This window comes from Streptomyces sp. 2P-4 (assembly GCF_030167965.1).
GTDB classification, from domain to species: domain Bacteria; phylum Actinomycetota; class Actinomycetes; order Streptomycetales; family Streptomycetaceae; genus Streptomyces; species Streptomyces globosus_A.
This window is the reverse complement of the sequence record NZ_CP095011.1, coordinates 942,084-961,478: the sequence shown is the minus strand read 5'-3', so window position 1 is coordinate 961,478 and position 19,395 is coordinate 942,084. Positions and strand designations below refer to the sequence as shown.

Annotated in this window: 14 protein-coding genes; 10 read left to right on the top strand and 4 right to left on the bottom strand. The window is 75.0% G+C overall.

Annotated elements, in window-relative coordinates; translation table 11 throughout:
* Positions 1–166: 166 nt before the first annotated feature.
* Both MUK52_RS03885 and MUK52_RS03880 read right to left on the bottom strand, forming a co-directional pair.
* Entirely contained in the window at positions 167–2,485 is a 2,319-nt protein-coding gene (locus MUK52_RS03885) for an alpha-N-acetylglucosaminidase (protein WP_284574643.1), read from the bottom strand.
* A 155-nt stretch (positions 2,486–2,640) separates the two neighbouring features.
* Positions 2,641–4,323, bottom strand: a complete 1,683-nt coding sequence (locus MUK52_RS03880; RefSeq protein ID WP_246042487.1) for a ricin-type beta-trefoil lectin domain protein — start codon at positions 4,321–4,323, stop codon at positions 2,641–2,643.
* Positions 4,324–4,491: 168 nt separating this feature from the next.
* Here MUK52_RS03880 and MUK52_RS03875 point away from each other — a divergent pair, with 168 nt between their 5' ends.
* The 3 genes from MUK52_RS03875 (at position 4,492) to MUK52_RS03865 (ending at position 6,641) form a co-directional block, all read left to right on the top strand.
* Entirely contained in the window at positions 4,492–5,142 is a 651-nt protein-coding gene (locus MUK52_RS03875) for a TetR/AcrR family transcriptional regulator (RefSeq protein WP_114055203.1), read from the top strand.
* Positions 5,143–5,185: 43 nt separating this feature from the next.
* Positions 5,186–6,118, top strand: a complete 933-nt coding sequence (locus MUK52_RS03870) for a serine/threonine dehydratase (protein ID WP_284574639.1) — start codon at positions 5,186–5,188, stop codon at positions 6,116–6,118.
* Positions 6,119–6,278: 160 nt separating this feature from the next.
* Positions 6,279–6,641, top strand: a complete 363-nt coding sequence (locus MUK52_RS03865) for a hypothetical protein (RefSeq protein WP_114055205.1) — start codon at positions 6,279–6,281, stop codon at positions 6,639–6,641.
* A gap of 55 nt (positions 6,642–6,696) precedes the next feature.
* Here the strand turns inward: MUK52_RS03865 and MUK52_RS03860 are convergent, their stop codons facing one another.
* Positions 6,697–8,280 (bottom strand): outer membrane protein assembly factor BamB family protein, encoded by a 1,584-nt coding sequence (locus MUK52_RS03860; RefSeq protein WP_284574636.1) that lies wholly within the window; start codon positions 8,278–8,280, stop codon positions 6,697–6,699.
* A gap of 344 nt (positions 8,281–8,624) precedes the next feature.
* Between MUK52_RS03860 and MUK52_RS03855 the strand changes: the two genes are divergently transcribed.
* From MUK52_RS03855 to MUK52_RS03825, 7 genes are all read left to right on the top strand, one after another.
* Entirely contained in the window at positions 8,625–9,980 is a 1,356-nt protein-coding gene (locus MUK52_RS03855) for an ABC transporter substrate-binding protein (RefSeq protein WP_114055207.1), read from the top strand.
* Positions 9,977–10,912 carry a carbohydrate ABC transporter permease gene (locus MUK52_RS03850; protein ID WP_114055208.1) on the top strand — a complete coding sequence of 312 codons (936 nt, stop codon included), beginning with the start codon at positions 9,977–9,979 and terminating at the stop codon, positions 10,910–10,912. The genes MUK52_RS03855 and MUK52_RS03850 overlap by 4 nt, the downstream gene beginning before the upstream one ends.
* Complete coding sequence (locus MUK52_RS03845; protein ID WP_284574635.1) at positions 10,912–11,748, top strand: carbohydrate ABC transporter permease; 837 nt, start codon at positions 10,912–10,914, stop codon at positions 11,746–11,748. The genes MUK52_RS03850 and MUK52_RS03845 overlap by 1 nt, the downstream gene beginning before the upstream one ends.
* A 69-nt stretch (positions 11,749–11,817) precedes the next feature.
* Positions 11,818–14,859 carry an alpha-mannosidase gene (locus tag MUK52_RS03840; RefSeq protein WP_284574634.1) on the top strand — a complete coding sequence of 1,014 codons (3,042 nt, stop codon included), beginning with the start codon at positions 11,818–11,820 and terminating at the stop codon, positions 14,857–14,859.
* Positions 14,860–15,018: 159 nt separating this feature from the next.
* Positions 15,019–17,043 (top strand): oxidoreductase, encoded by a 2,025-nt coding sequence (locus tag MUK52_RS03835; protein ID WP_284574633.1) that lies wholly within the window; start codon positions 15,019–15,021, stop codon positions 17,041–17,043.
* A 45-nt stretch (positions 17,044–17,088) separates the two neighbouring features.
* On the top strand, positions 17,089–17,502 hold the full coding sequence (locus tag MUK52_RS03830) for a PaaI family thioesterase (protein ID WP_284574632.1): 414 nt from the start codon (positions 17,089–17,091) through the stop codon (positions 17,500–17,502).
* A 44-nt stretch (positions 17,503–17,546) separates the two neighbouring features.
* Positions 17,547–17,708, top strand: a complete 162-nt coding sequence (locus MUK52_RS03825) for a hypothetical protein (RefSeq protein WP_284574631.1) — start codon at positions 17,547–17,549, stop codon at positions 17,706–17,708.
* A 97-nt stretch (positions 17,709–17,805) separates the two neighbouring features.
* Here MUK52_RS03825 and MUK52_RS03820 read toward each other — a convergent pair whose 3' ends face one another.
* Positions 17,806–19,362, bottom strand: a complete 1,557-nt coding sequence (locus MUK52_RS03820; RefSeq protein WP_284574630.1) for an alpha/beta hydrolase — start codon at positions 19,360–19,362, stop codon at positions 17,806–17,808.
* Positions 19,363–19,395 lie beyond the last annotated feature (33 nt).

Sequence of the window (19,395 nt, the reverse complement as noted above, 5' to 3'; positions counted from 1 at the left end):
TCACGGCGTCGGAAGGGCGGCCGCCGGATCCCCCGGCGGCCGCCCCTGTTCGCTTCCGGGACAGTGAAGCGAGTGCCCGCCCCGTGCGGCGGGCGGATGCCGGGTTCTCCCTCCCCGGAGGAGCCCAATTCCCCCGAACGGGTGAAGCCGGTGCGGGTGTGCCCGGCTACCCTGCGGCCGCCAGCAGCCGGGCCACGCCGGAGGCGAGCGCGTACGGGTCCCCGGCCGGCCCCTGCGCCCCGGAGGAGTGCCGGGTGGTGCGCCGGGCCCACTCCTCCTCGAAGGCGTGCCAGTCGATCGCGCGCGGCGCGGTCCCGCCGACCAGGGCCTCCTCCAGCGAGGCGAAGTACGCCGCCCAGCGCGGCGCGTACAGCTCCCGAACCAGGCCGCCCCATTCGCGGTTCGCGTAGTCGTGCAGGAAGCCGCCCTCGCTGGTGCTGTGCCGGCCCCACACGCTCAGGATCGAGCGGGCGTCGTACTCGTACCGGTCCTGCTCCGCGCGGTCCGCGCCCCAGGAGCGGGCGGCGGCCAGCCAGGTGCCGAGCCGCAGGTTCGGGTCGGAGCCCGCCAGCGCGTCCAGCCGGCGCTCGGCGTCCTGCCAGGCGGCGGTCAGCTCGCGGAACGCGGCCAGGTCGCGGGCCGTGTACGCGGCGCGGATCCGCGGCAGCAGCACCCGCGAGTGGTTGGCGAGCGCCTGCCGGGCGGTGTCCACGAGGTCGAAGCGGTAGGCGCTGGAGCCGCGCAGCCGCGGATCCACCCTCAGGAGGTGGTCCAGCGCCCGGCGCACCGAATCGGCCGGATAGCGCATCGACTTGGGGCTCCAGTGCGCGGCCGCGGCCGCGGTCAGGCTCGGCCGGGCCGTGAACAGGCTGTCCTGGGACTCCGACCACAGCCCGGACGAGGTGCTGTAGGGCCCCTTGCGCAGCTCCTCCCAGGCCGCGGCCGCCTCCTTGTCGGGCCGCCCGTAGCGGCGGGCCGCGAACGCGGCGAACCACGCCCGGTGGTCGATCGGGCCCGGCTCCCAGGCGAGGTCCGTGAACAGGTCGAAGGCGGCCGGGTTGGTGCCGGTGGCCTCGGGCAGGTAGGCCGTGCCGCGCAGTGCGCTGTCCTCCTTGGCCCGCCACGCGCCGAACCGGTCCAGCCACACGGAGGTGTTGGCGCCGATGGTGGTGTGCCCGCCGAAGTTGTAGATCGTGCCGAGCGCGTACGGGGCGCCGCCCCAGCGGGCCTCGCGGTCCAGGCGGTTGTACCGGTCGGACAGGCCGTCCAGGATGAGCAGCTTCGAGGTGTCCGTCCCCGCGAGCAGCTCCTGGCGGGGGCTGTCCTGCCAGCCCAGCACCGCCCACAGCGCCCCGGGGTGCGCGGCGTGCAGGGCCGCCTGGACGGCGCCGGAGGCCGCCCGCACGTCCACCGGGCCGGCCGTGCCGCCCTCGTGGAGCGGGCTCATCCGGTACATGGTGCTGTCGCCGAACACCGCGCGCTGCTCGGCGTAGTAGCGGGCGGCCACCTCGGCGAACACCGGCGAGGACGGGTCCAGCCAGTCGGGCCGCTCGAAGCCCGCCCAGTCGCCCTGCGGCACCGTGGCCGCGCCCGGGTTGCGGGCGGCGAAGCCGGGCGGGACGGTCCCGTAGTAGCCGGGCAGGACCGGGGTCATGCCCAGGCCGCGGAGCTGCTCGGCGATCTTCCGGCCGACGGCGGCGCGCTCGCGCATCAGGCGCTCGGACACGGGCCCGCCGAAGCCGCTCAGGTTCTGCAGCAGCCACCAGCTCTGGTGGGCGGGGCCGGGGATCCACGCGCGCAGCTCCGCGGCGGTGTACCCGAAGTGCTGGAAGGTCCGGTGGTACGGGTACTCGGCGCCGACCTGCACGAACACCTCGTTGACGCCGTGCAGGGCGAGCAGGTCGATCTGCCGCTGGTGCTGCGCGAAGGTGCGGTAGGGGCCCGAGTAGCCGTCGTCGGTGTCGTTGAGGGCGTACCGGTGGGGCACCTGGGCGCTGCGGGTGACGGGTGCGGGCACCGCGGGCAGGCGGGCGGGCAGCATGCCGGTGCTCTCGCCCGGCCAGCCGATGTCGACGCCGGCGACGTGCTGGAGGTACCAGCCGACGCCGGTCAGCAGGGTCGCGCCGGTCGAGCCGCGGACGATGATCGCGCCGGTCCGTCCGGAGACGGTGAAGGTGTCCGGGCCGGCCGCCCGGTCGGGTACGAGGGTGAACTGGGCGGCGTGCCGCGGCAGCAGGCGCCGCAGGGCGGCCCGCGCGGGGCCGGCGTCGAAGGCGCGGGCCGCCTCCGCGCCCGCACGGTGCGGTGCGGGGGCCGAGGCGGCCCGGGCGGGGGCCGGGCCGGGGAGGGCGGCGGCCAGCGCGAGGGCGAGCAGCGCGGCGGGAACCGCCGCCAGGGTGCGGGTGCGGGAGGCGGGGCGGGGGGCCCGCGCGTGCGGGCGCGGCCCGCCGCGGCCCGCCGCCGGGCGTTCGGGGTGGTTCGTCATGGCTCCGTCGCTGCGGGAGGCGGGACACGGGTGGGCTCGGGGCGCCGGGCTCGGGGCGCCGGGCACGGGGTGGGGGGAGCGGGGCATCCGCCGGACGGCGCCGTCCGGCGGATGCCCCCGGCGGCCGCACCGCGGGGCACCTGCCCGGCGTACCGTCAGACCGGCAGTGACCAGGCCTGGTCGACCCGGTGGTCGCCGCAGTCGGCGAGCCGCAGGCGCTCGGCCGGGGCGTCCGCCGTGGCCGGCGGCGCGGGCGCGGTCAGGCAGAGCCGGTACGCCGCCGATACGAGGGCCCCGTCGCGGCGGTGCGTCCAGCGCTGTCCCGGCTGCCGGGGCGCGCAGCGCGCCAGTTCGACGAGGCCGTCGGCGCCCGCGGCCAGGCACTGGCCGGCCAGCCGGAGCGTCGCGTCGGGGGCGACGACCCACCGCTGGTCGGCGGCGGCCGTGCACCCGGCGAGGACGACCGCGCCGACGCCGGTGGTGTTGGCGCCGTCCGCGCACTTCACGCCGTCACCGGTGATCTGGCCGGTGGGGACGGCGTCCCCGCAGCCCTCGTGCGGGGTGAGCCGCCACACCGCAGTGTCGTGGCCGGCGAGCCTGCCCGTCAGGTTGGCGGCGACCTCCGTGCGGCCGCCGCTCCACAGGTCCTTGGCGGTCACCGTGCAGCCGTAGAGCCCGATGTCGGCGAGCGGGACCGAGATGTCGCGGGTGGCGGCGGACCGGTTGAGGACGGCGACGGCCCGGTCCCCGTTCGCCAGCGGCCGGGCCAGCACCTCGAAGGTGGCGTTCGCGGAGACCACCGCGCCCTGGCGGCCCATCGGGTCCTGGTCCAGGGCGATCAGGTCGGTGTTGCCGAGCGCGGCGAGCCCGCCGGGCGTGAGTGCGGAGACGTCGGAGGACAGGATGAACGGGGCGGCCATCATCGCCCACAGCGCGACCTGGCTGCGGCTCTCGGCGTCGGTCAGGCCGGGGGCGCCCGCGATGAGGAAGTCGGGGTCGTTCCAGTTGCCGGGGCCCGCGTACCGGCCGAGCCAGCGGTTGTACCCGTAGTTGCCGAGGACGGAGCTCCAGCGCGAGGCGGCCGGTGCGGCCGGGCTGTAGACCTTGATGTCCTTGCCCTCGCGCCACAGCTGCCCGGTCTCGCCGACCCAGTCGATGACCTTGTGCCAGTCGGCCGAGCCCCACTCGCCCTGCTGGAAGTAGGCCGGTGCGGACGCCGACAGCACCATGGGCCGGCCGCTGTCGCGCAGCGCGCGGGCCACCGCGTTGTAGGCGTCGCGGTAGGCCTGCTCCTTCGTCTTGCCGGGCGGCACCCACAGGTTGCAGCCGTCCATCTTGACGTAGTCGACCTTCCAGGACGCGAACAGCCGGGCGTCCCGGGCGTAGTGGTCGGGGCCGCCGCCGTCGGGGGAGCCGCTGCCGGGGTACTTCTCGCAGGTGAGTGAGCCGGCGTCCTGGTAGATGCCGAACTTCAGGCCCTTCGCGTGCAGGTACTCGCCCAGCCAGGCCATGCCGTGCGGGAACTTCTCCGTGTCCACGACGAGGTTGCCGTCCGCGTCCCGGCTCCTGGTCATCCAGCAGTCGTCGACGGTGACCGTGTCGTAGCCCTTGGCGGCCAGGCCGCTTGCGACGAGCGCGTCGGCGTTGGCGACGACCTTCGCCTCGTCGATGTCGCACATGTAGTGCGCCCAGTTGTTCCAGCCCATCGGCGGGGTCAGGGCGAGCGGCGTGTCCGAGGTCGCGGTGGGCTCGGCGGCCGCGGGGGCGGGGGCCAGCCCGAGGGCGAGCAGGGCGGCCGCGGTGAGGCAGGGGAGCGAGGCACGCAGGCGAGGCGGCACGGAGACTCCTTGCGAGGGGGCGGTGGTGCGCCCAGTGCAGCGGTGCGGCTACCCGCTGTCAACGCAAGCCGATGGTTTGTGCCGTGATGACCAGCAATATGGGTGTAGGGGCTGTCACACGATCGGGGACCCCACGGTTTTGTGACAGTGGCTGATGCGATGTATCGCATGCCCCGCAGATCACCCGCCCTGGACCGTGCGACCCCGTCGGCGATCGCCGAGGCCGCACTGCGGATCATCGACGAGGACGGCCCCGGCGCACTCAGCTTCCGCGTCCTCGCCGAACGGCTCGGCGTCTCCCACGCCACCGTCCAGCGCCGCTGCACCGACCTCGCGGGCCTGCTGGACCTGTGCACCGACCACCTCGCGCGCCGCCTGCCCGAGGTACCCGCCGGAACCGGCTGGGCCGAGGCCGCGGAGCTCCGCTTCACCGCCCTCTACCGGCTGCTCGTCGCCCACCCCGGGCTGCTGGTGCTGCGCGGGAGCCGCCCGTGGACCGGCCGCGAGCTGCTGGCCCGGCTCGTCGAGCCCTCCCTCGCGGACAGTACGGCCGCCGGGATGGACCCCGCCGAGGCGATGGCCGTCTACCGGGGCATGTACCTGCTCACCCTCGGCTGCGCCGCCTTCGTCGACCACCGCGACCCGGCCGCCGCCACCGCCGCCTCGCGGACCGCCATCGCCGCCCTCGACCCGGAGGAGTTCCCCGTCCTGACGGGCGCCCTCCCCCGGGTCCTGCCCGTCCTCACCGACCACGCCGTGTACGCCGCCGCCCTGCGCCGGCTGATCGACGCCGCGCGGCCCGACACCCCGCAGCAGTAGCCCCGGCGCCGCCCCGCCCCCCCAGCGAAAGGGATCCGCCCCCGTGGAGAAGCAGCTCGACCCGGCGGCCGTCCGCGCCGCCGCCGCCCGGATCGCCGGGGCCGTCCGGCCCGCCGCCGTGGCGCCCGCCGGCGGGGGCGTCTGGTACGCCCTGGAGTACCTCCAGCACACCGGCTCCTTCAAAGCCCGCGGCGCCCACAACTTCCTGGCCGCGCACCGCGCCGCCGGGACGCTTCCCGATGCGGGAGTCGCCATCGCCTCGGGCGGCAACGCCGGCCTCGCCTGCGCCTGGGCGGCCCGCGCCCAGTCCGTACCCGCCACCGTCTTCCTGCCGGCCACCGCGCCCCGGATCAAGGTGGACCGGCTGCGCGGCTACGGCGCGGACGTCCGCCTCGTCGGCGAGCGGTACGCCGAAGCGCAGGCCGCCTGCGCGGAGTTCGCGGCGCGCAGCGGCGCCCTCGCCTCCCACGCGTACGACCACCCCCTCATCGCGGCGGGCGCCGGAACCCTGCTGGAAGAAGTGCGGGCCGCCCTGCCGGGCCTGGACGCGGTCGTCGTCGCCGTCGGCGGCGGCGGACTGCTCGCCGGGGTCGCCACCGCCGCCCGGGAGCACGGCGTGCGCGTCACCGCCGCCGAACCGGAGGGCTGCCGGGCCCTGTCCGCGGCGCTGGAGGCGGGCCGGCCCGTCGACGTCCCGGTGGACTCGGTGGCCGCCGACTCGCTGGGGGCCACCCGCGTCTCCGCGGACGCCCTGGCCGCCGCCCGCGCCGGGGGAGTCCGCTCGGTCCTCGTGCCCGACGCCGCGATCACCGCGGCCCGGCGGAGGCTGTGGGAGGAGCACCGGATCGTCGTCGAGCCGGGCGCCGCGACGGCCCTGGCCGCCGTACGGGCCGCCCCCGAACCGCTCGGCGAGCGCGTCGCCGTGGTGCTGTGCGGGGCCAACACGGATCCGTCGGACCTGGCCGCCGGGAGCTGAACGGGACCGCCCCGTACGGCAGTCCGCCCCCGCCGACGCGACGATCGTTGCGCCGACCTGCGACTTTCGGGGACAGCGCGGCTGCCTTCCCTCCTGCGAAAGTCCTCGTGTCAGAAGGAAACACCCCCACGGCACGCGGAAGACGCACGGAGGAACGGGCATGGCACGGCGCAAGGGATGTCTCATCGGCTGCGGAGTGGCGCTGGTCATCGGCATCGCCGGCGCGGTCGCGCTGGCGTTCGGGCTCACCAAGGTGGTCGACGCCGCGAACAAGACCATGATCGACCCGTCGGTGTACGCCGCCGTGCAGGTCGGCGACGCGGAGGACGCCGTCCGCGCCAAGCTGCCGTCCGGCGACTCCTTCATCAAGGACGCCCTCAAGACCGGCGGCCCGGCCGAGCCCGCGGGCAGCACCTGCTCCTGGTTCGTCAACGGCGAGGGCGAGTCGGCCGGCGAGACCGTCTACCGCCTCTGCTTCAAGGACGGCAAGCTCGCCGAGAAGGTCCAGTACCCGCTCCAGTAACCGCCGGAGCGGCCCGGTCCGGCCCGCACCCCGGCGGGGCGCAGGCCGGCCCCGGCTATCTGCCGAACGACAGCAGTGCGTGGTGGACGAGTCCGGGCTCCGGGCTCTTCACCCGCCCGTTGAGCAGGAACAGCCGTCCGCCGGCCCACGCCGTGTGCGCGCCGTGCGGGAAGAAGACCTGCTGCGCCCCCGCCGCTCCGGCCGGGCTCTGCAGGAACACCTCCAGCGAGCCGTCCGCCGGCTTCAGCGCGGCCATGGCCCCCGCCGCCCTGCCTTCGGGCCACAGGTAGGCGACGACCTTGCCGTCCTCCAGGGCCGTCGGCCAGATCCGGCGGCCGTCGGGGGCCTTCGCCCGCCACTTCTCCTTGCCGGTGGCGAGGTCCACGGCGACGACGTGGTCGGTGAGGTCGATGCCCAGTTCGCGGCCCGGGGCGCCGCCGGCGAGGTACAGGGCGCCGGCGTCGGCCACGGCAGCGGGGCAGTCCCCCAGGGCGCCGCTGCCGTCGCCCCACCCGTTGCACCGCTTGTCGGTCCCGAACGGCGCCTCGCCGTGCGAGCGGACCTTGCCGTCCGCGGTGAACGCGGTGAGGCTCCACGCCTTGCGGCCGCTGTGGTAGGCGGCCGCGACCAGCGGGTCGGAGGACAGGACCCGGCCGACGGTCCAGCCGCCCTCGAACGTGTGGCCCCACTTCGCGGCGCCCGTGGCCGGGTCGACCTCCTCCAGCAGGGACCGCCCCGCTCCCGGGGCGCCGCCCGGGTCGGGGCACCGGCGGACGAGGACCAGCCGGGCGCCGCCGCCGAAGGCCACCGGGTAGCAGCCGCCCGTCTTGGAGGTCCCGAAGAGCTTCCTGCCGTCCGTGGCCGAAAACCCGCTCATGACGGCCGACCGGGCGACGGCCACGGTGTCGCCCGACACCGCCATCTGCAGTTCCAGCGGCCGGTCGTAGTCGTTCTCCTGCGGCACCGGGGCCTTCCAGCCCGCCTTGCCCGCCGCGAGGTCGATCTGCCGGAGCGCGTTGCAGTGCGTGGTCGGCCCCTGGCCCTCCCGCACCGCGACGACGAGCTTCCCGCCGGCCGCCGGCTCCTTCGGCACCCCGCACAGCGGGGTCTCCAGCTGCACCTTCCACTTCTCCCGGCCGTCGGCCGCCCCGTACCCGGCGATCTCCTTGTCCATGGCCCGGACCACCACCTCGCCCACGCGCCACGGGCCGTACTGCCGGGCGCCCGCCCCGGCGACCTCCACGCGGTTCTCGACCAGCCAGATCGGGGCCTCGCCGGGCTTGATCCCGGCGTTGGGGTCGACGGTGTCGGGTCCCGTGCCGGTCCCCTTGCCGTCGCCCTTGTCCACGGAAGCCGAGGGGGAGGCGGGCGGCGACGCGGACGCCCCGCCGCCCGCGGACGGTTCCGGTTCGCCGCCCCTGCCGCCGAGGACCGCCCAGCCGAACCCGGCGACGGCGAGCGCCGCCGCGGCCAGGGCCGCGACCACCGCGGCCCGCTCGCCCCGCATCCCGTGCCGGGAGACCGGTACGGGCGCCGCGGGGGCGTACGGCTGCGGCGCCGGGCCGAAGCCGGGGGGCGCCGACGGCTGCTGCGGAGGGACGTCGGGCCGGGGCGGCTCACCGAGATCACGACCGGTCATGGGAAGAGTGTGGCCGGTGGGGCGCCCGCAGGGGACGGCATTTCCGGACTTCCCCCGGCCGGCGGCGGACCGGAGCCGCCCTGATGAAGTCAAAATGCGGCGCCGGGCCGCCTCCCGCTCCGCACGGCGGCAGTCCGCCCGGAACACCCGCCTCATCCGCATCAGTCCAGGCCGCCGCCCTCTGACCCGGCCGCCCCGCGGACCCCCGCGGCTGCCCGGGCCGCCGTACGGGGCACGGCTCCCCGGCCACCCCGCGCGGGGCCGCATTGACGCGGTCCGCAGCGGGGTCCAGCGTGGGCCCGCGCTCCGGCAGCGAGGCCGGAACTCCCCTAAGGCGGCCGACGATGAACCGTTCGCACCTGCCCGCACGCCCGCCCCGCCCCCGCCGCACAACCGCCCGCGCCGCACTCCTGGCCGGCGTCCTCCTCGCCGCCGGCGCGTGCGGGCTCGACGGCGCACCCGACGGCGGCGAGACCCGCCGCACCGGAAAGGCCTCCGGCGAGATCACCTTCCGCACGCTCCAGCTCAAACCCACGTACACGGCGTACGTGCAGGGCGTCGTCGACGCCTTCGAGGCGGAGCACCCCGGCGTCCGCGTCCGCTGGGAGGACGTCCCCGGCGGCGGCTACAACGAGAAGCTCGTCGCCGACGCCCAGGCGGGCGCCCTCCCCGACGTCGTCAACCTCAACACCGACTCCTTCCAGCTCCTTGCCGACCGCGGCCTGCTCGCCGACGTCGCCGCCCTCGACCCCGGCGCCGCGAAGGAGTACATCCCCGGTGCCTGGGAGCAGTTCAAGCTCCCCGGCCGCGGCGACAGCGTCTTCGCCTACCCCTGGTACGTCACCCCGGAGATCCTCACCTACAACCAGGAGCTCTTCCGCGCCTCCGGCCTCGACCCGGACCGGCCGCCGACCACCGTCGAGCAGTTCTTCGACCACGCCGACCGGATAGCGGAGCGCTCCGGGGGCCGGTACGCGGCCTTCATGGCCGACCCCAAGGGCAGGCTCCCCGGCGACTGGCAGAAGATGGGCGTCCCGATCCTCAACGCAGCCCGGGACCGGTTCGCGTTCGACACCCCCGAGGCCGTCGCCTGGGTCGAGCGGATGAAGTCCCTGTACGCCAAGGGGGCCATGCCGAAGGAGTCGCTCCTCACCTCCGACGACGTCAACCAGCTGTACGGCAGCGGAAAGCTCGTCTTCGGCCCCGGATCCCCCGGCTTCGTCCGCGACATCAAACAGAACGCCCCGCAGGTCTACGCCGACACCCGGGTCGCCGGCGCCGTCACCGGCAGGCTCGGCCACATCGGCATCTACGCCCAGTCCCTCGGGATCCGCAAGAGCACCCGCCACCCGGACGCCGCGATCGCGTTCGCCCGGTGGGTGACCAACGGGCCCAACCAGGTCGAGTTCTCCCGGAACGCGACCGTCTACCCCTCCAGCGCGCAGGGCCTCGCCGACCCCCGCTTCGCCGACCGCGGGGACGGCCGCGACGCCGACACGGTCGCCCGGGCGGTCGGCGCCGAGCAGCTGAAGACCGCCGCCCTCGACGCCAACACCCCCGTCGAATGGACCAACCAGGTCGGCGACGCCGTGGTCCGCGAGGTGCAGAAGGCGATCAAGGGCGAGCAGGACGCCGCGACCGCCGTGCGCAGGGCCCAGGAGGAGGCCGACAAGCTGCTCGCCGACGCGGCCCGCAGGTGACCCGCGGAAGCCGGCGGCCCGCCGGCCCGCGCACCGCGGGGGCGGCGGCGCGCGGGCCCCTCCACCGCCGGTGGTGGAGCCCGTACCTGTTCCTCGCGCCCGGCCTGGCGGCGGTGGCGCTGTTCGGCCTGTGGCCGTTCGCCAACACCGTGGTCCTGTCGTTCACCGACGCCCGCATCCTCACCGGCGGCGGCTTCGTCGGCCTCGGCAACTACCGCCGGGCGCTCGCCGACCCGGACTTCTGGACCGCCGCGGGAAACAGCGTCCTGTACCTGCTCGTCGTCGTGCCGTGCCTGGTGCTGCTGCCGCTCGCGCTGGCCGTGCTGGTGCAGGCCAGGGTGCCCGGCATCGGGTTCTTCCGCTCGGCGTACTACACGCCGGTGATCGCCTCGGCCGTCGTCGTCGGCCTCGTCTGGCAGTGGGTGCTGCGCAGCGACGGCCTCGTCAACACGGTCTTCCTGAGGCTCCGGATCGTGTCGGAGCCGGTGCCGTTCCTGACGGACAGCACGATGCTGCTGGTCTCCGCGATGCTCGTCACCGTGTGGAAGGGGCTCGGCTACTACATGGTCTTCTACCTGGCGGCCCTCGGGAACGTCCCCGCCTCCCTCCACGAGGCGGCCGCCCTGGACGGCGCCGGCCCCGTCCGCCGCTTCGTCCACATCACCGTCCCGCAGGTGAAGCCGATGATGCTGCTGGTCGGCACCCTCTCCGCCGTGTCCGCGCTGCGCGTCTTCACCGAGGTCTACATCCTCGGCGGCGAGAGCGGCGGCCCGGGCGGCGGCGCCCGCACCCTGCCCTTCCTCATCCGCCAGGTCGGTCTCGGCTTCGCCGGCGAGACCGGCTACGCCTCGGCGATCTCCCTGCTGCTGTTCCTGCTCACCCTGGCCTTCAGCCTGCTCGGCCGCCGCCTGGCGAGGGGGGACGAGACGTGATGCGCACCCGGCACGCGGCCCGCCGCGCGGCGGTGCTCGCCGCCCGGTACGCCCTCCTCCTGGCCGTGCTCGCCCTGATGGCCGGGCCGCTGGCCTGGCAGTTCCTGACCTCGTTGCGCGGCCGCACCGAGAACGTCTACCACGGCGTCCTGCCCTCGCAGCCGACCCTCGACAACTACGTCCGCGTCGCCGAGTCGTTCCCGCTGCTCCAGTACACCGGAAACACGCTGGTCGTGGCAGCCCTCGCCGTCGCCTCGAACGCGGTGTTCGCCGCGATGGGGGGCTACGCGCTCTCCCGGGCCGGGTGGCCGGGCCGCCGCACCGTGTTCACCGTGCTCGTGGCGACGCTGATGTTCCCGTTCGAGTCCGTCATGGTCTCGATGTTCCTCACCATCCGCGGCATGGGGCTCGTCGACACCCTCGTCGGGGTCTGGCTCCCGGGGGCCGTCTCCGTCCTCAACATCCTGATCATGCGGTCGGCGTTCCTGGCCGTGCCGCAGGAGATCGAGGAGGCCGCCGTCCTCGACGGGGCCGGCGAGTGGACCCGCTTCACCCGCGTCTTCCTCCCCGCCGCGAAGGGCTCCCTGGCCGTCGTGTGCCTGACCAGCTTCATGGGTGCCTGGGACGACTTCCTCTGGCCGCTGCTCGTCCTCACCGACAGCGACCACTACACCCTCCAGCTCGGCCTGAAGACCCTCGCCGGCGCCACCACCACCAACGACCAGCGGATCATCGCCGCCGGTGCGATGGCCGCACTGCTGCCGATGGTGCTGCTCTTCTTCGCCCTCCAGCGTTTCTTCTTCAAGGGGGTGGGCGAGGGAGCGGTCAAACTCTGACCGCCGCCCGCCCGCCGCCCGGCCGTACCTCCCGCCCCGCCCCGTCCCGTCCGCCTCCCTGGAGCCGCCGTGCACGACGACCGCAGCATCACCGAGCACCGCCTGCGCCGGACCCTCGCCGAGCGCATCAAACCCGCCGTGTACTCCCGGCCCGTCCCCCTCGCCGTCGAGCGCTGGGACGCCCCCGGCGAGCCGGTGCCCGTCGCCGAGGGCCTGGCGGCCCCGTACGCCCCCTGCGCCGTCGGCGACGCCTGGGGGCCGGCCTGGGGCACCACCTGGTTCAAGGTCAGCGGCAGTGTGCCCGGCGACTGGGCCGGGCGCACCGTGGAGGCCGTCCTCGACCTCGGATTCGACCGGATGATGCCCGGCTTCCAGTGCGAGGGCCTCGTCCACCTCGCCGACGGCAGCGAGGTCAAGGGCCTCAACCCGTACAACGACTGGGTGCGGGTCGCCGACCGGGCTGCCGGCGGCGAGCGGATCGAGTGGTACGTCGAGGCCGCCGCGAACCCGGTCCTCGTCGAACACGCCCCCACCTCCGAGGGCGACAGGCTCACCAGCGGCGCGCAGCCGCTCTACCGCCTCGCCCGGATGGACCTGGCCGTCTTCGAGGCGGAGGTCTGGGAGCTCGTCCAGGACCTGGAGGTCCTCCACGACCTGATGGTGCAGCTCGCCGCCGACGACGCCCGCCGGTACGCGATCCTGCGCGCGCTCGACGCGGCCCTCGACGAGGTGGACCCCGACGACGTGCCCGGCACGGCCGCCGCGGCGCGAGCCCGGCTGGCCGGGGTGCTCGCCTCGCCGGCCGCCGCCTCCGCGCACCGGATCAGCGCCGTCGGCCACGCGCACATCGACTCGGCCTGGCTGTGGCCGCTGCGCGAGACGGTCCGCAAGGTCGCGCGGACCGCCTCCAACGCGGTCTCCCTCATGGACGGCCACCCCGGCTTCGTCTTCGCCATGTCCCAGGCCCAGCAGCTCGACTGGATCAAGACCCACCGGCCCGCACTGTTCGAGAGGATCAAGAAGAAGGCCGCGGAGGGCCGCTTCGTGCCGGTCGGCGGCATGTGGGTCGAGTCCGACACGAACATGGTCGGCGGGGAGGCCATGGTCCGGCAGTTCCTGTACGGGAAGAAGTTCTTCCTGGACGAGTTCGGCATCGAGACGCGCAACGTGTGGCTCCCCGACTCCTTCGGCTACACCGCCGCCATGCCGCAGATCATCCGCCTGTCCGGCTCGCAGTGGTTCCTGACGCAGAAGATCTCCTGGTCGCAGGTGAACGCCTTCCCCCACCACACCTTCCTGTGGGAGGGCATCGACGGCACCCGCGTCTTCACCCACTTCCCTCCCGTCGACACCTACAACGGCGACCTCGGCGGGGCCCAGCTGGCCCACGCGGCCCGCAACTACCGCGAGAAGGGCCGCGGCACCCGCTCCCTCGCCCCCTTCGGCTGGGGCGACGGCGGCGGCGGGCCGACCCGCGAGCACCTCGCCCGGGCCGCCCGCCTGCGCGACCTCGAAGGCTCCCCGCGCGTCGAGGTCGAGGCGCCCGACGCGTTCTTCGAGAAGGCCCGCGCCGAATACCCCGACGCCCCCGTCTGGGCCGGGGAGCTCTACCTGGAGCTGCACCGCGGCACCTACACCTCCCAGGCCAAGACCAAGCAGGGCAACCGGCGCAGCGAGTCCCTGCTGCGCGAGGCGGAGCTGTGGGCGGCCACCGCCGCCGTGCGGGTGCCGTCGTACGCCTACCCGTACGAGGAGCTGGAGCGGATCTGGAAGACGGTGCTGCTGCACCAGTTCCACGACATCCTGCCCGGATCGTCCATCGCCTGGGTGCACCGCGAGGCCCGCGCCGCGTACGCCCGGATCCACACCGAGCTGCGTGCGATCACCGTCGCGGCGCAGGCCGCGCTCGCCGGGGAGGGCGACACCGGGCTCGTCTTCAACTGCGCCCCGCACGCCCGCCGGGGCGTGCCCGCGGGCGGCGCCGGGGTGCCGGAGCCGCCGGCCGGGCGGGTGTCCCTGCGGGACCGGCCGCAGGGCGGGTACGTCCTGGAGAACGGGCTGCTCCGGGTGGAGGTCGACGGGCGCGGCCTGATCACCTCCGCCGTCGACCTCGCGGCCGGCCGCGAGGCGGTGGCCCCGGGTCAGGCCGCCAACCTGCTCCAGATCCACCGCGACCTGCCGAACATGTGGGACGCCTGGGACGTCGACGCGTTCTACCGCAACCACGTCACCGACCTCGCGGACCACGACTCCCTGGCCGCCGAGCAGCACGGCCCGGACGCCGCGGCGGTCCGTGTGGAGCGCTCCTTCGGCCGGTCCCGGGCCACCCAGTGGATCACCCTGCGGGCGGGCGCCCAACAGGTCGACCTCGTCGCCGAGGTCGACTGGCACGAGAGGGAGAAGTTCCTCAAGGCGGCCTTCCCGCTGGACGTCAAGGCCGAACGGACCGCCTCCGAGACGCAGTTCGGGCACGTGTACCGGGCCACCCACACCAACACCTCCTGGGAGGCGGCCAAGTTCGAGATCTGCGCCCACCGCTGGATCCACGCAGGGGAGCCGGGCTGGGGCGCCGCGCTCCTCAACGACTCCACGTACGGCCACGACGTCACCCGCGACGTGCGGCCCGACGGCGGGCAGACCACCACGGTCCGGCTGTCCCTGCTGCGGGCGCCCCGCTACCCCGACCCGGAGACCGACCAGGGCCGGCACACGCTGCGGTACGCGCTGGCGCCGGGGGCCGGGATCGGCGACGCGGTCCGCGAGGCCCGCTTCCTCAACCTGCCCGAGCGCACGGTGCCCGGCGCCGGCCCCGTCGCCCCGCTGGTCTCGGTGGCGGCCGCGGGCGGCCCGGCGGGCGGCGCGGTGGTCGTGGAGGCGGTCAAGCTGGCGGAGGACCGCAGCGGCGACGTCGTGGTCCGCCTGTACGAGTGCCTCGGCGGCCGTGCCGCGGCGGTCCTCACGGCGGACTTCCGGCCCGTGGCCGCCGTCGAGAGCGACCTGCTGGAGCGGCCCCTCGACGGCACCGCGGTCGGCCCGCCGGCGGCGGACGGGTCGGTGCCGCTGGCGCTGCGCCCGTTCCAGATCGCCACGGTCCGCCTGCGCCGCGCCTGACCGCGGCCGGCCGCCGGGTGTGGGTTCCGCCACAGCCGGCGGGCCGGCCGGCCCGCCGCGCCGGGGGAGTGGCCCCGGCCCGGTTATGCACCTAGTTGCAAAAGGGGGGCCTCCTCGCTACAACAGGTTCCATCCACCCCCGCGCGAGGAGGCGCCCCCATGAGTTCCCAGAGCCGGTACCCGCACCTGCTGAGCCCCCTGGACCTCGGATTCACCACCCTGCCGAACCGCGTGGTCATGGGCTCGATGCACACCGGCCTGGAGGAGCACGAGGGCGGCTTCGAGCGCCTCGCCGCCTTCTACGCCGAGCGCGCCCGCGGCGGCGCCGGCCTGATCGTCACCGGCGGCATCGCCCCCAACGACGCGGGCCGGCCCTTCGAGGGCGGCTCCCGCCTCACCACCAAGGAGGAGGCCGCCGAGCACCGGGTGATCACCGAGGCGGTGCACGCCGAGGGCGGGAAGATCGCCATGCAGATCCTCCACTTCGGCCGCTACGCCTACCACAAGGACCTGGTCGCCCCCAGCGCGCTCCAGGCGCCCATCAGCCCCTTCGTCCCGAACGAGCTGACCGGCGCCGAGGTCGAGCAGACCGTCGAGGACTTCGTCCGCGCCGCCCGCCTCGCCAGGCTCGCCGGCTACGACGGCGTCGAGATCATGGGCTCCGAGGGCTACCTGATCAACGAGTTCACCGCCGCCGCCACCAACCGCCGCGAGGACCGCTGGGGCGGCTCGTACGAGAACCGCGTGCGCTTCCCCCTGGAGATCGTCCGGCGCACCCGCGAGGCCGTCGGCCCCGACTTCATCCTGATCTACCGCCTCTCCATGCTCGACCTGGTCCCCGGCGGCTCCACCCTCGACGAGGTCGTCCACCTCGCCAAGGAGGTCGAGGCCGCAGGCGCCACCATCATCAACACCGGCATCGGCTGGCACGAGGCGCGCATCCCCACCATCGCGACCTCCGTCCCGCGCGGCGCCTACACCTGGGTCACCAAGCGGCTGATGGGAGCGGTGTCCGTCCCGCTCGTCACCAGCAACCGCATCAACACCCCCGAGAAGGCCGAGGAGATCCTCGCCGAAGGCCGCGCCGACCTCGTCTCCCTGGCCCGCCCCTTCCTCGCCGACGCCGACTTCGTCGCCAAGGCCGCCGCGGGCCGCCCCGAGGCCATCAACACCTGCATCGGCTGCAACCAGGCCTGCCTCGACCACACCTTCAGCGGCAAGATCACCAGCTGCCTGGTCAACCCCCGCGCCTGCCACGAGACCGAGCTCGTCCTCTCGCCCACCCGGCTCGCCAAGCGCGTCGCCGTCGTCGGCGCCGGCCCGGCCGGCCTCGCCTGTGCCGTCACCGCCGCCGAGCGCGGCCACACCGTCACCCTCTTCGAGGCCTCCGGCCACATCGGCGGCCAGCTCGACATCGCCCGCCGCATCCCCGGCAAGGAGGAGTTCGAGGAGACCATCCGCTACTTCGGCCACCAGCTCGCCGAGCAGGGCGTCGAGGTCCGCCTGAACACCGCCGCCGACCCGGAGCTCCTGCGCGGCTACGACGAGGTCGTCGTCGCCACCGGCGTCACCCCCCGCATCCCCGCCATCGAGGGCGTCGACCACGCCAAGGCCGTCAGCTACCTCGACGTCCTGCGCGACGGCGCCCCCGTCGGCGAGAACGTCGCGGTCGTCGGCGCCGGCGGCATCGGCTTCGACGTCGCCGAGTACCTCACGGACAGCGGCGAGGGCGCCTCCCAGGACCCGGAGGTCTACTTCCGCCACTGGGGCGTCGACACCTCGTACGCCGGCCCCGGCGGCCTGACCGCCCCCGACCGCCCGGCCTCCCCGCGCCGCGTCCACCTCCTCCAGCGCAAGACCACCAAGGTCGGCGCCGGCCTCGGCACCACCACCGGCTGGATCCACCGCGCCGAACTCAAGCACCGCGGCGTCGTGTCCGTCGCCGGCGCCTCGTACGACCGCATCGACGACGACGGCCTGCACATCACCGTCGACGGCGAGCAGCGCCTCGTCCCCGCCGACACCGTCGTCCTGTGCACCGGCCAGGAGCCGCGCCGCGACCTGTACGAGGAGCTGCGCGCGGCAGGCGTCGAGGCGCACCTGATCGGCGGCGCCGACGTCGCCGCCGAGCTCGACGCCAAGCGGGCCATCCGCCAGGGCACCGAACTGGCCGCCTCGCTCTGACCCGGGGGGATTGTGGCGGCCCCGCCGGGCCGCCACAATCTGCGGGTGACCCTGACACCGGCAGACGCAGACAAGGTCCTCAAGGACAACTTCGCCCCGTGGGTGCTGGCCCTGGGCCTGACCGTCGAGCAGACGGGCGACCGGCACGCCGTGCTGCGGCTGCCCTGGTCCGGGGAGCTCGCCCGGGACGGCGGCGGGCTGTCCGGACAGGCCCTGATGGCCGCGGCCGACACCGCCACCGTCATCGCGATCAGCGCCGCGCGCGGCGGGTACGGGCCGATGACGACCGTCCAGCAGTCGACGAGCTTCCAGCGGCCCGTGGCCGGCTCCGACGTGCTCATCGAGGTGCGGGTCACCAAGCTGGGCAAGCGGATGGCCTTCGCGGACGTCACGATGACTCCGGAGGGGGCGCAGGACCCGGCCGCGACCGCGTCGGCGGTCTACGCGCTCCTCGCCTGAGGCGTGGCGCCGGCCGCCCCGACCCCGTTGCCGCAGGATCCGGCGTGTTCTGCCTGCTCATCGCAGCCGCCGGGCTGCTGACGCCGCTCCGCTCGGCCCGGTCCGGCGGCCCGCCCGCCCCGGCCGCCCCGCCGGCCGCAGCCGGCCCCGGTCCGGGGGCCGCCGGCGGGGCGGGCGCGGACACCGGCGGGGCGAGGCAGGCGTGACGCCGGCCGGCCCGGGCGGGCCGGCCGGGCTCCGGGCCCGCACTCCGCTCGGGAGCACGGGACCGGCGTACGCCTGCGCGCCCGACGGCGCGCGGGCTCAGAACCGGAGCGGCGAGCCGCCCGGGAAGCGCTGCGGCGAGGACGGCACCAGCTCGGCGCGGCGCTCGCCCGCCGGAGCGTTCCGGCAGGTCACGTCCGCCGCGGGCAGGCCGCCGCCCGCCAGGTAGGCGTTGACCGTCGCGTTGACGCAGGACTCCGGCTCGAACATGTACACGCCGTGCCCCTCGCCGCCCTCGGCGAGCACCATGCGCGAGCCCGCGAGCGCCCGGTGCAGGGCCCGGCCGCTGTCCAGCGGGGTCTGGGAGTCCCACTCGTTCTGCACGGTCAGGACGTTCGCCCGGACGTTCGTCTTCGTGGGCGGTTCGATGGGCCGCTGCCAGTACGCGCACGGCTTGATGTTGGAGGCGAAGTCGCCGTACAGCGGGTACCTCGCCTTGTCGCGGGCGGCCTCACGGGCGTACTGCTCCGGGTAGCGCGGCCACTCCACGTCCCCGCACACCACCGCCCAGAACGCGGCGGTGCCGTTGTCAGACGCCGGCTCCGACGCCGGCCGGAGCAGACCGCGCTGCTCCGGGGTGAGGGCGGCGGGCCGGCCCTCCGCGGCGTCGACCAGCGCCCGGACGACGGGCGACGCCTGCGCGGGGTAGAAGAACAGCGCCCGCGCGGTGCGGATGTCGTCCCCCGTGAGCTTCTGCCCCTCGAAGTCGATCGGCTCGCGGTCCGCGCGGGCCACCAGGTCCCAGAACGTCCTGGACACCGCCCCGGGCGTCGCGCCCAGCCGGTACTCGCCGTCCCGCTCGGCAGCCCAACGCGTCCAGCGCGCGAACGCCGGCTCGGCCTCGGTCGCCCAGACCTGGATCATGCCGCGCCACGCCCGCTTCGGGTCCACGCCGCTGTCGAGGACGAAGCGGTCGGTGCGGGAGGGGAACATCTGCGAGTACACCGTGCCCAGGTACGTGCCGTACGAGTAGCCCACATAGCTGATCTTCTTCTCGCCCAGGGCAGCGCGGATCGCGTCCATGTCGCGCGCCGTGTTGCGTGTGGTGATGAACGGCAGCACCCGCCCCGACTTCTCGCGGCACTTGTCGGCGACCGCCTGCGCCCACGCGACGTCCGCCGGGAAGGTCTCCTCCTTGTACGGCCGGTTGAAGTCCTGCTCCTCGTCGGTCAGGCCGCAGGTGACCGGGCTGCTCGCCCCGACGCCGCGCGGGTCGAAGCCGATCACGTCGTACCGGTCGCGCACGTCCTTCGGCATCAACTCGTCCGCCATCAGCGGCAGGTCGAGGCCGGGGCCGCCGGGGCCGCCCGGGTTCATCAGCAGCACGCCGTGCCGCTTGGCCGGGTCGGCGCTCTTCATCCGGGATATCGCGATGTCGATGGTGCGCCCCTGCGGGCGCCGGTAGTCGAGCGGCACCTTGACGGTCGCGCACTCGTAGGAGGCCGGCTGCTCGGGGCTGCACCGCTGCCATGCGGGCTTCTGCGGGACGAACTCCGGGGTTCCGGCGGCCGCGGCCTGCGGGGCGGACAGCAGGGGGACGGTGGTGGCGAGCAGGCCTGCGGCGGCGAGCACGGGCGCGAGGCGTGTGATGTTCACGAAATGCCGTTTCCTCTCCGTGAAGTCGGTGGG

Excerpts from the sequence above, each read along its gene's own strand:
- MUK52_RS03885 (WP_284574643.1), bottom strand. The coding sequence starts at position 2,485 with ATGACGAACCACCCCGAACGCCCGGCGGCGGGCCGCGGCGGGCCGCGC.
- MUK52_RS03875 (WP_114055203.1), top strand. The coding sequence starts at position 4,492 with ATGCCCCGCAGATCACCCGCCCTGGACCGTGCGACCCCGTCGGCGATC.
- MUK52_RS03865 (WP_114055205.1), top strand. The coding sequence starts at position 6,279 with ATGGCACGGCGCAAGGGATGTCTCATCGGCTGCGGAGTGGCGCTGGTC.
- MUK52_RS03860 (WP_284574636.1), bottom strand. The coding sequence starts at position 8,280 with ATGACCGGTCGTGATCTCGGTGAGCCGCCCCGGCCCGACGTCCCTCCG.
- MUK52_RS03855 (WP_114055207.1), top strand. The coding sequence starts at position 8,625 with ATGAACCGTTCGCACCTGCCCGCACGCCCGCCCCGCCCCCGCCGCACA.
- MUK52_RS03845 (WP_284574635.1), top strand. The coding sequence starts at position 10,912 with ATGCGCACCCGGCACGCGGCCCGCCGCGCGGCGGTGCTCGCCGCCCGG.
- MUK52_RS03835 (WP_284574633.1), top strand. The coding sequence starts at position 15,019 with ATGAGTTCCCAGAGCCGGTACCCGCACCTGCTGAGCCCCCTGGACCTC.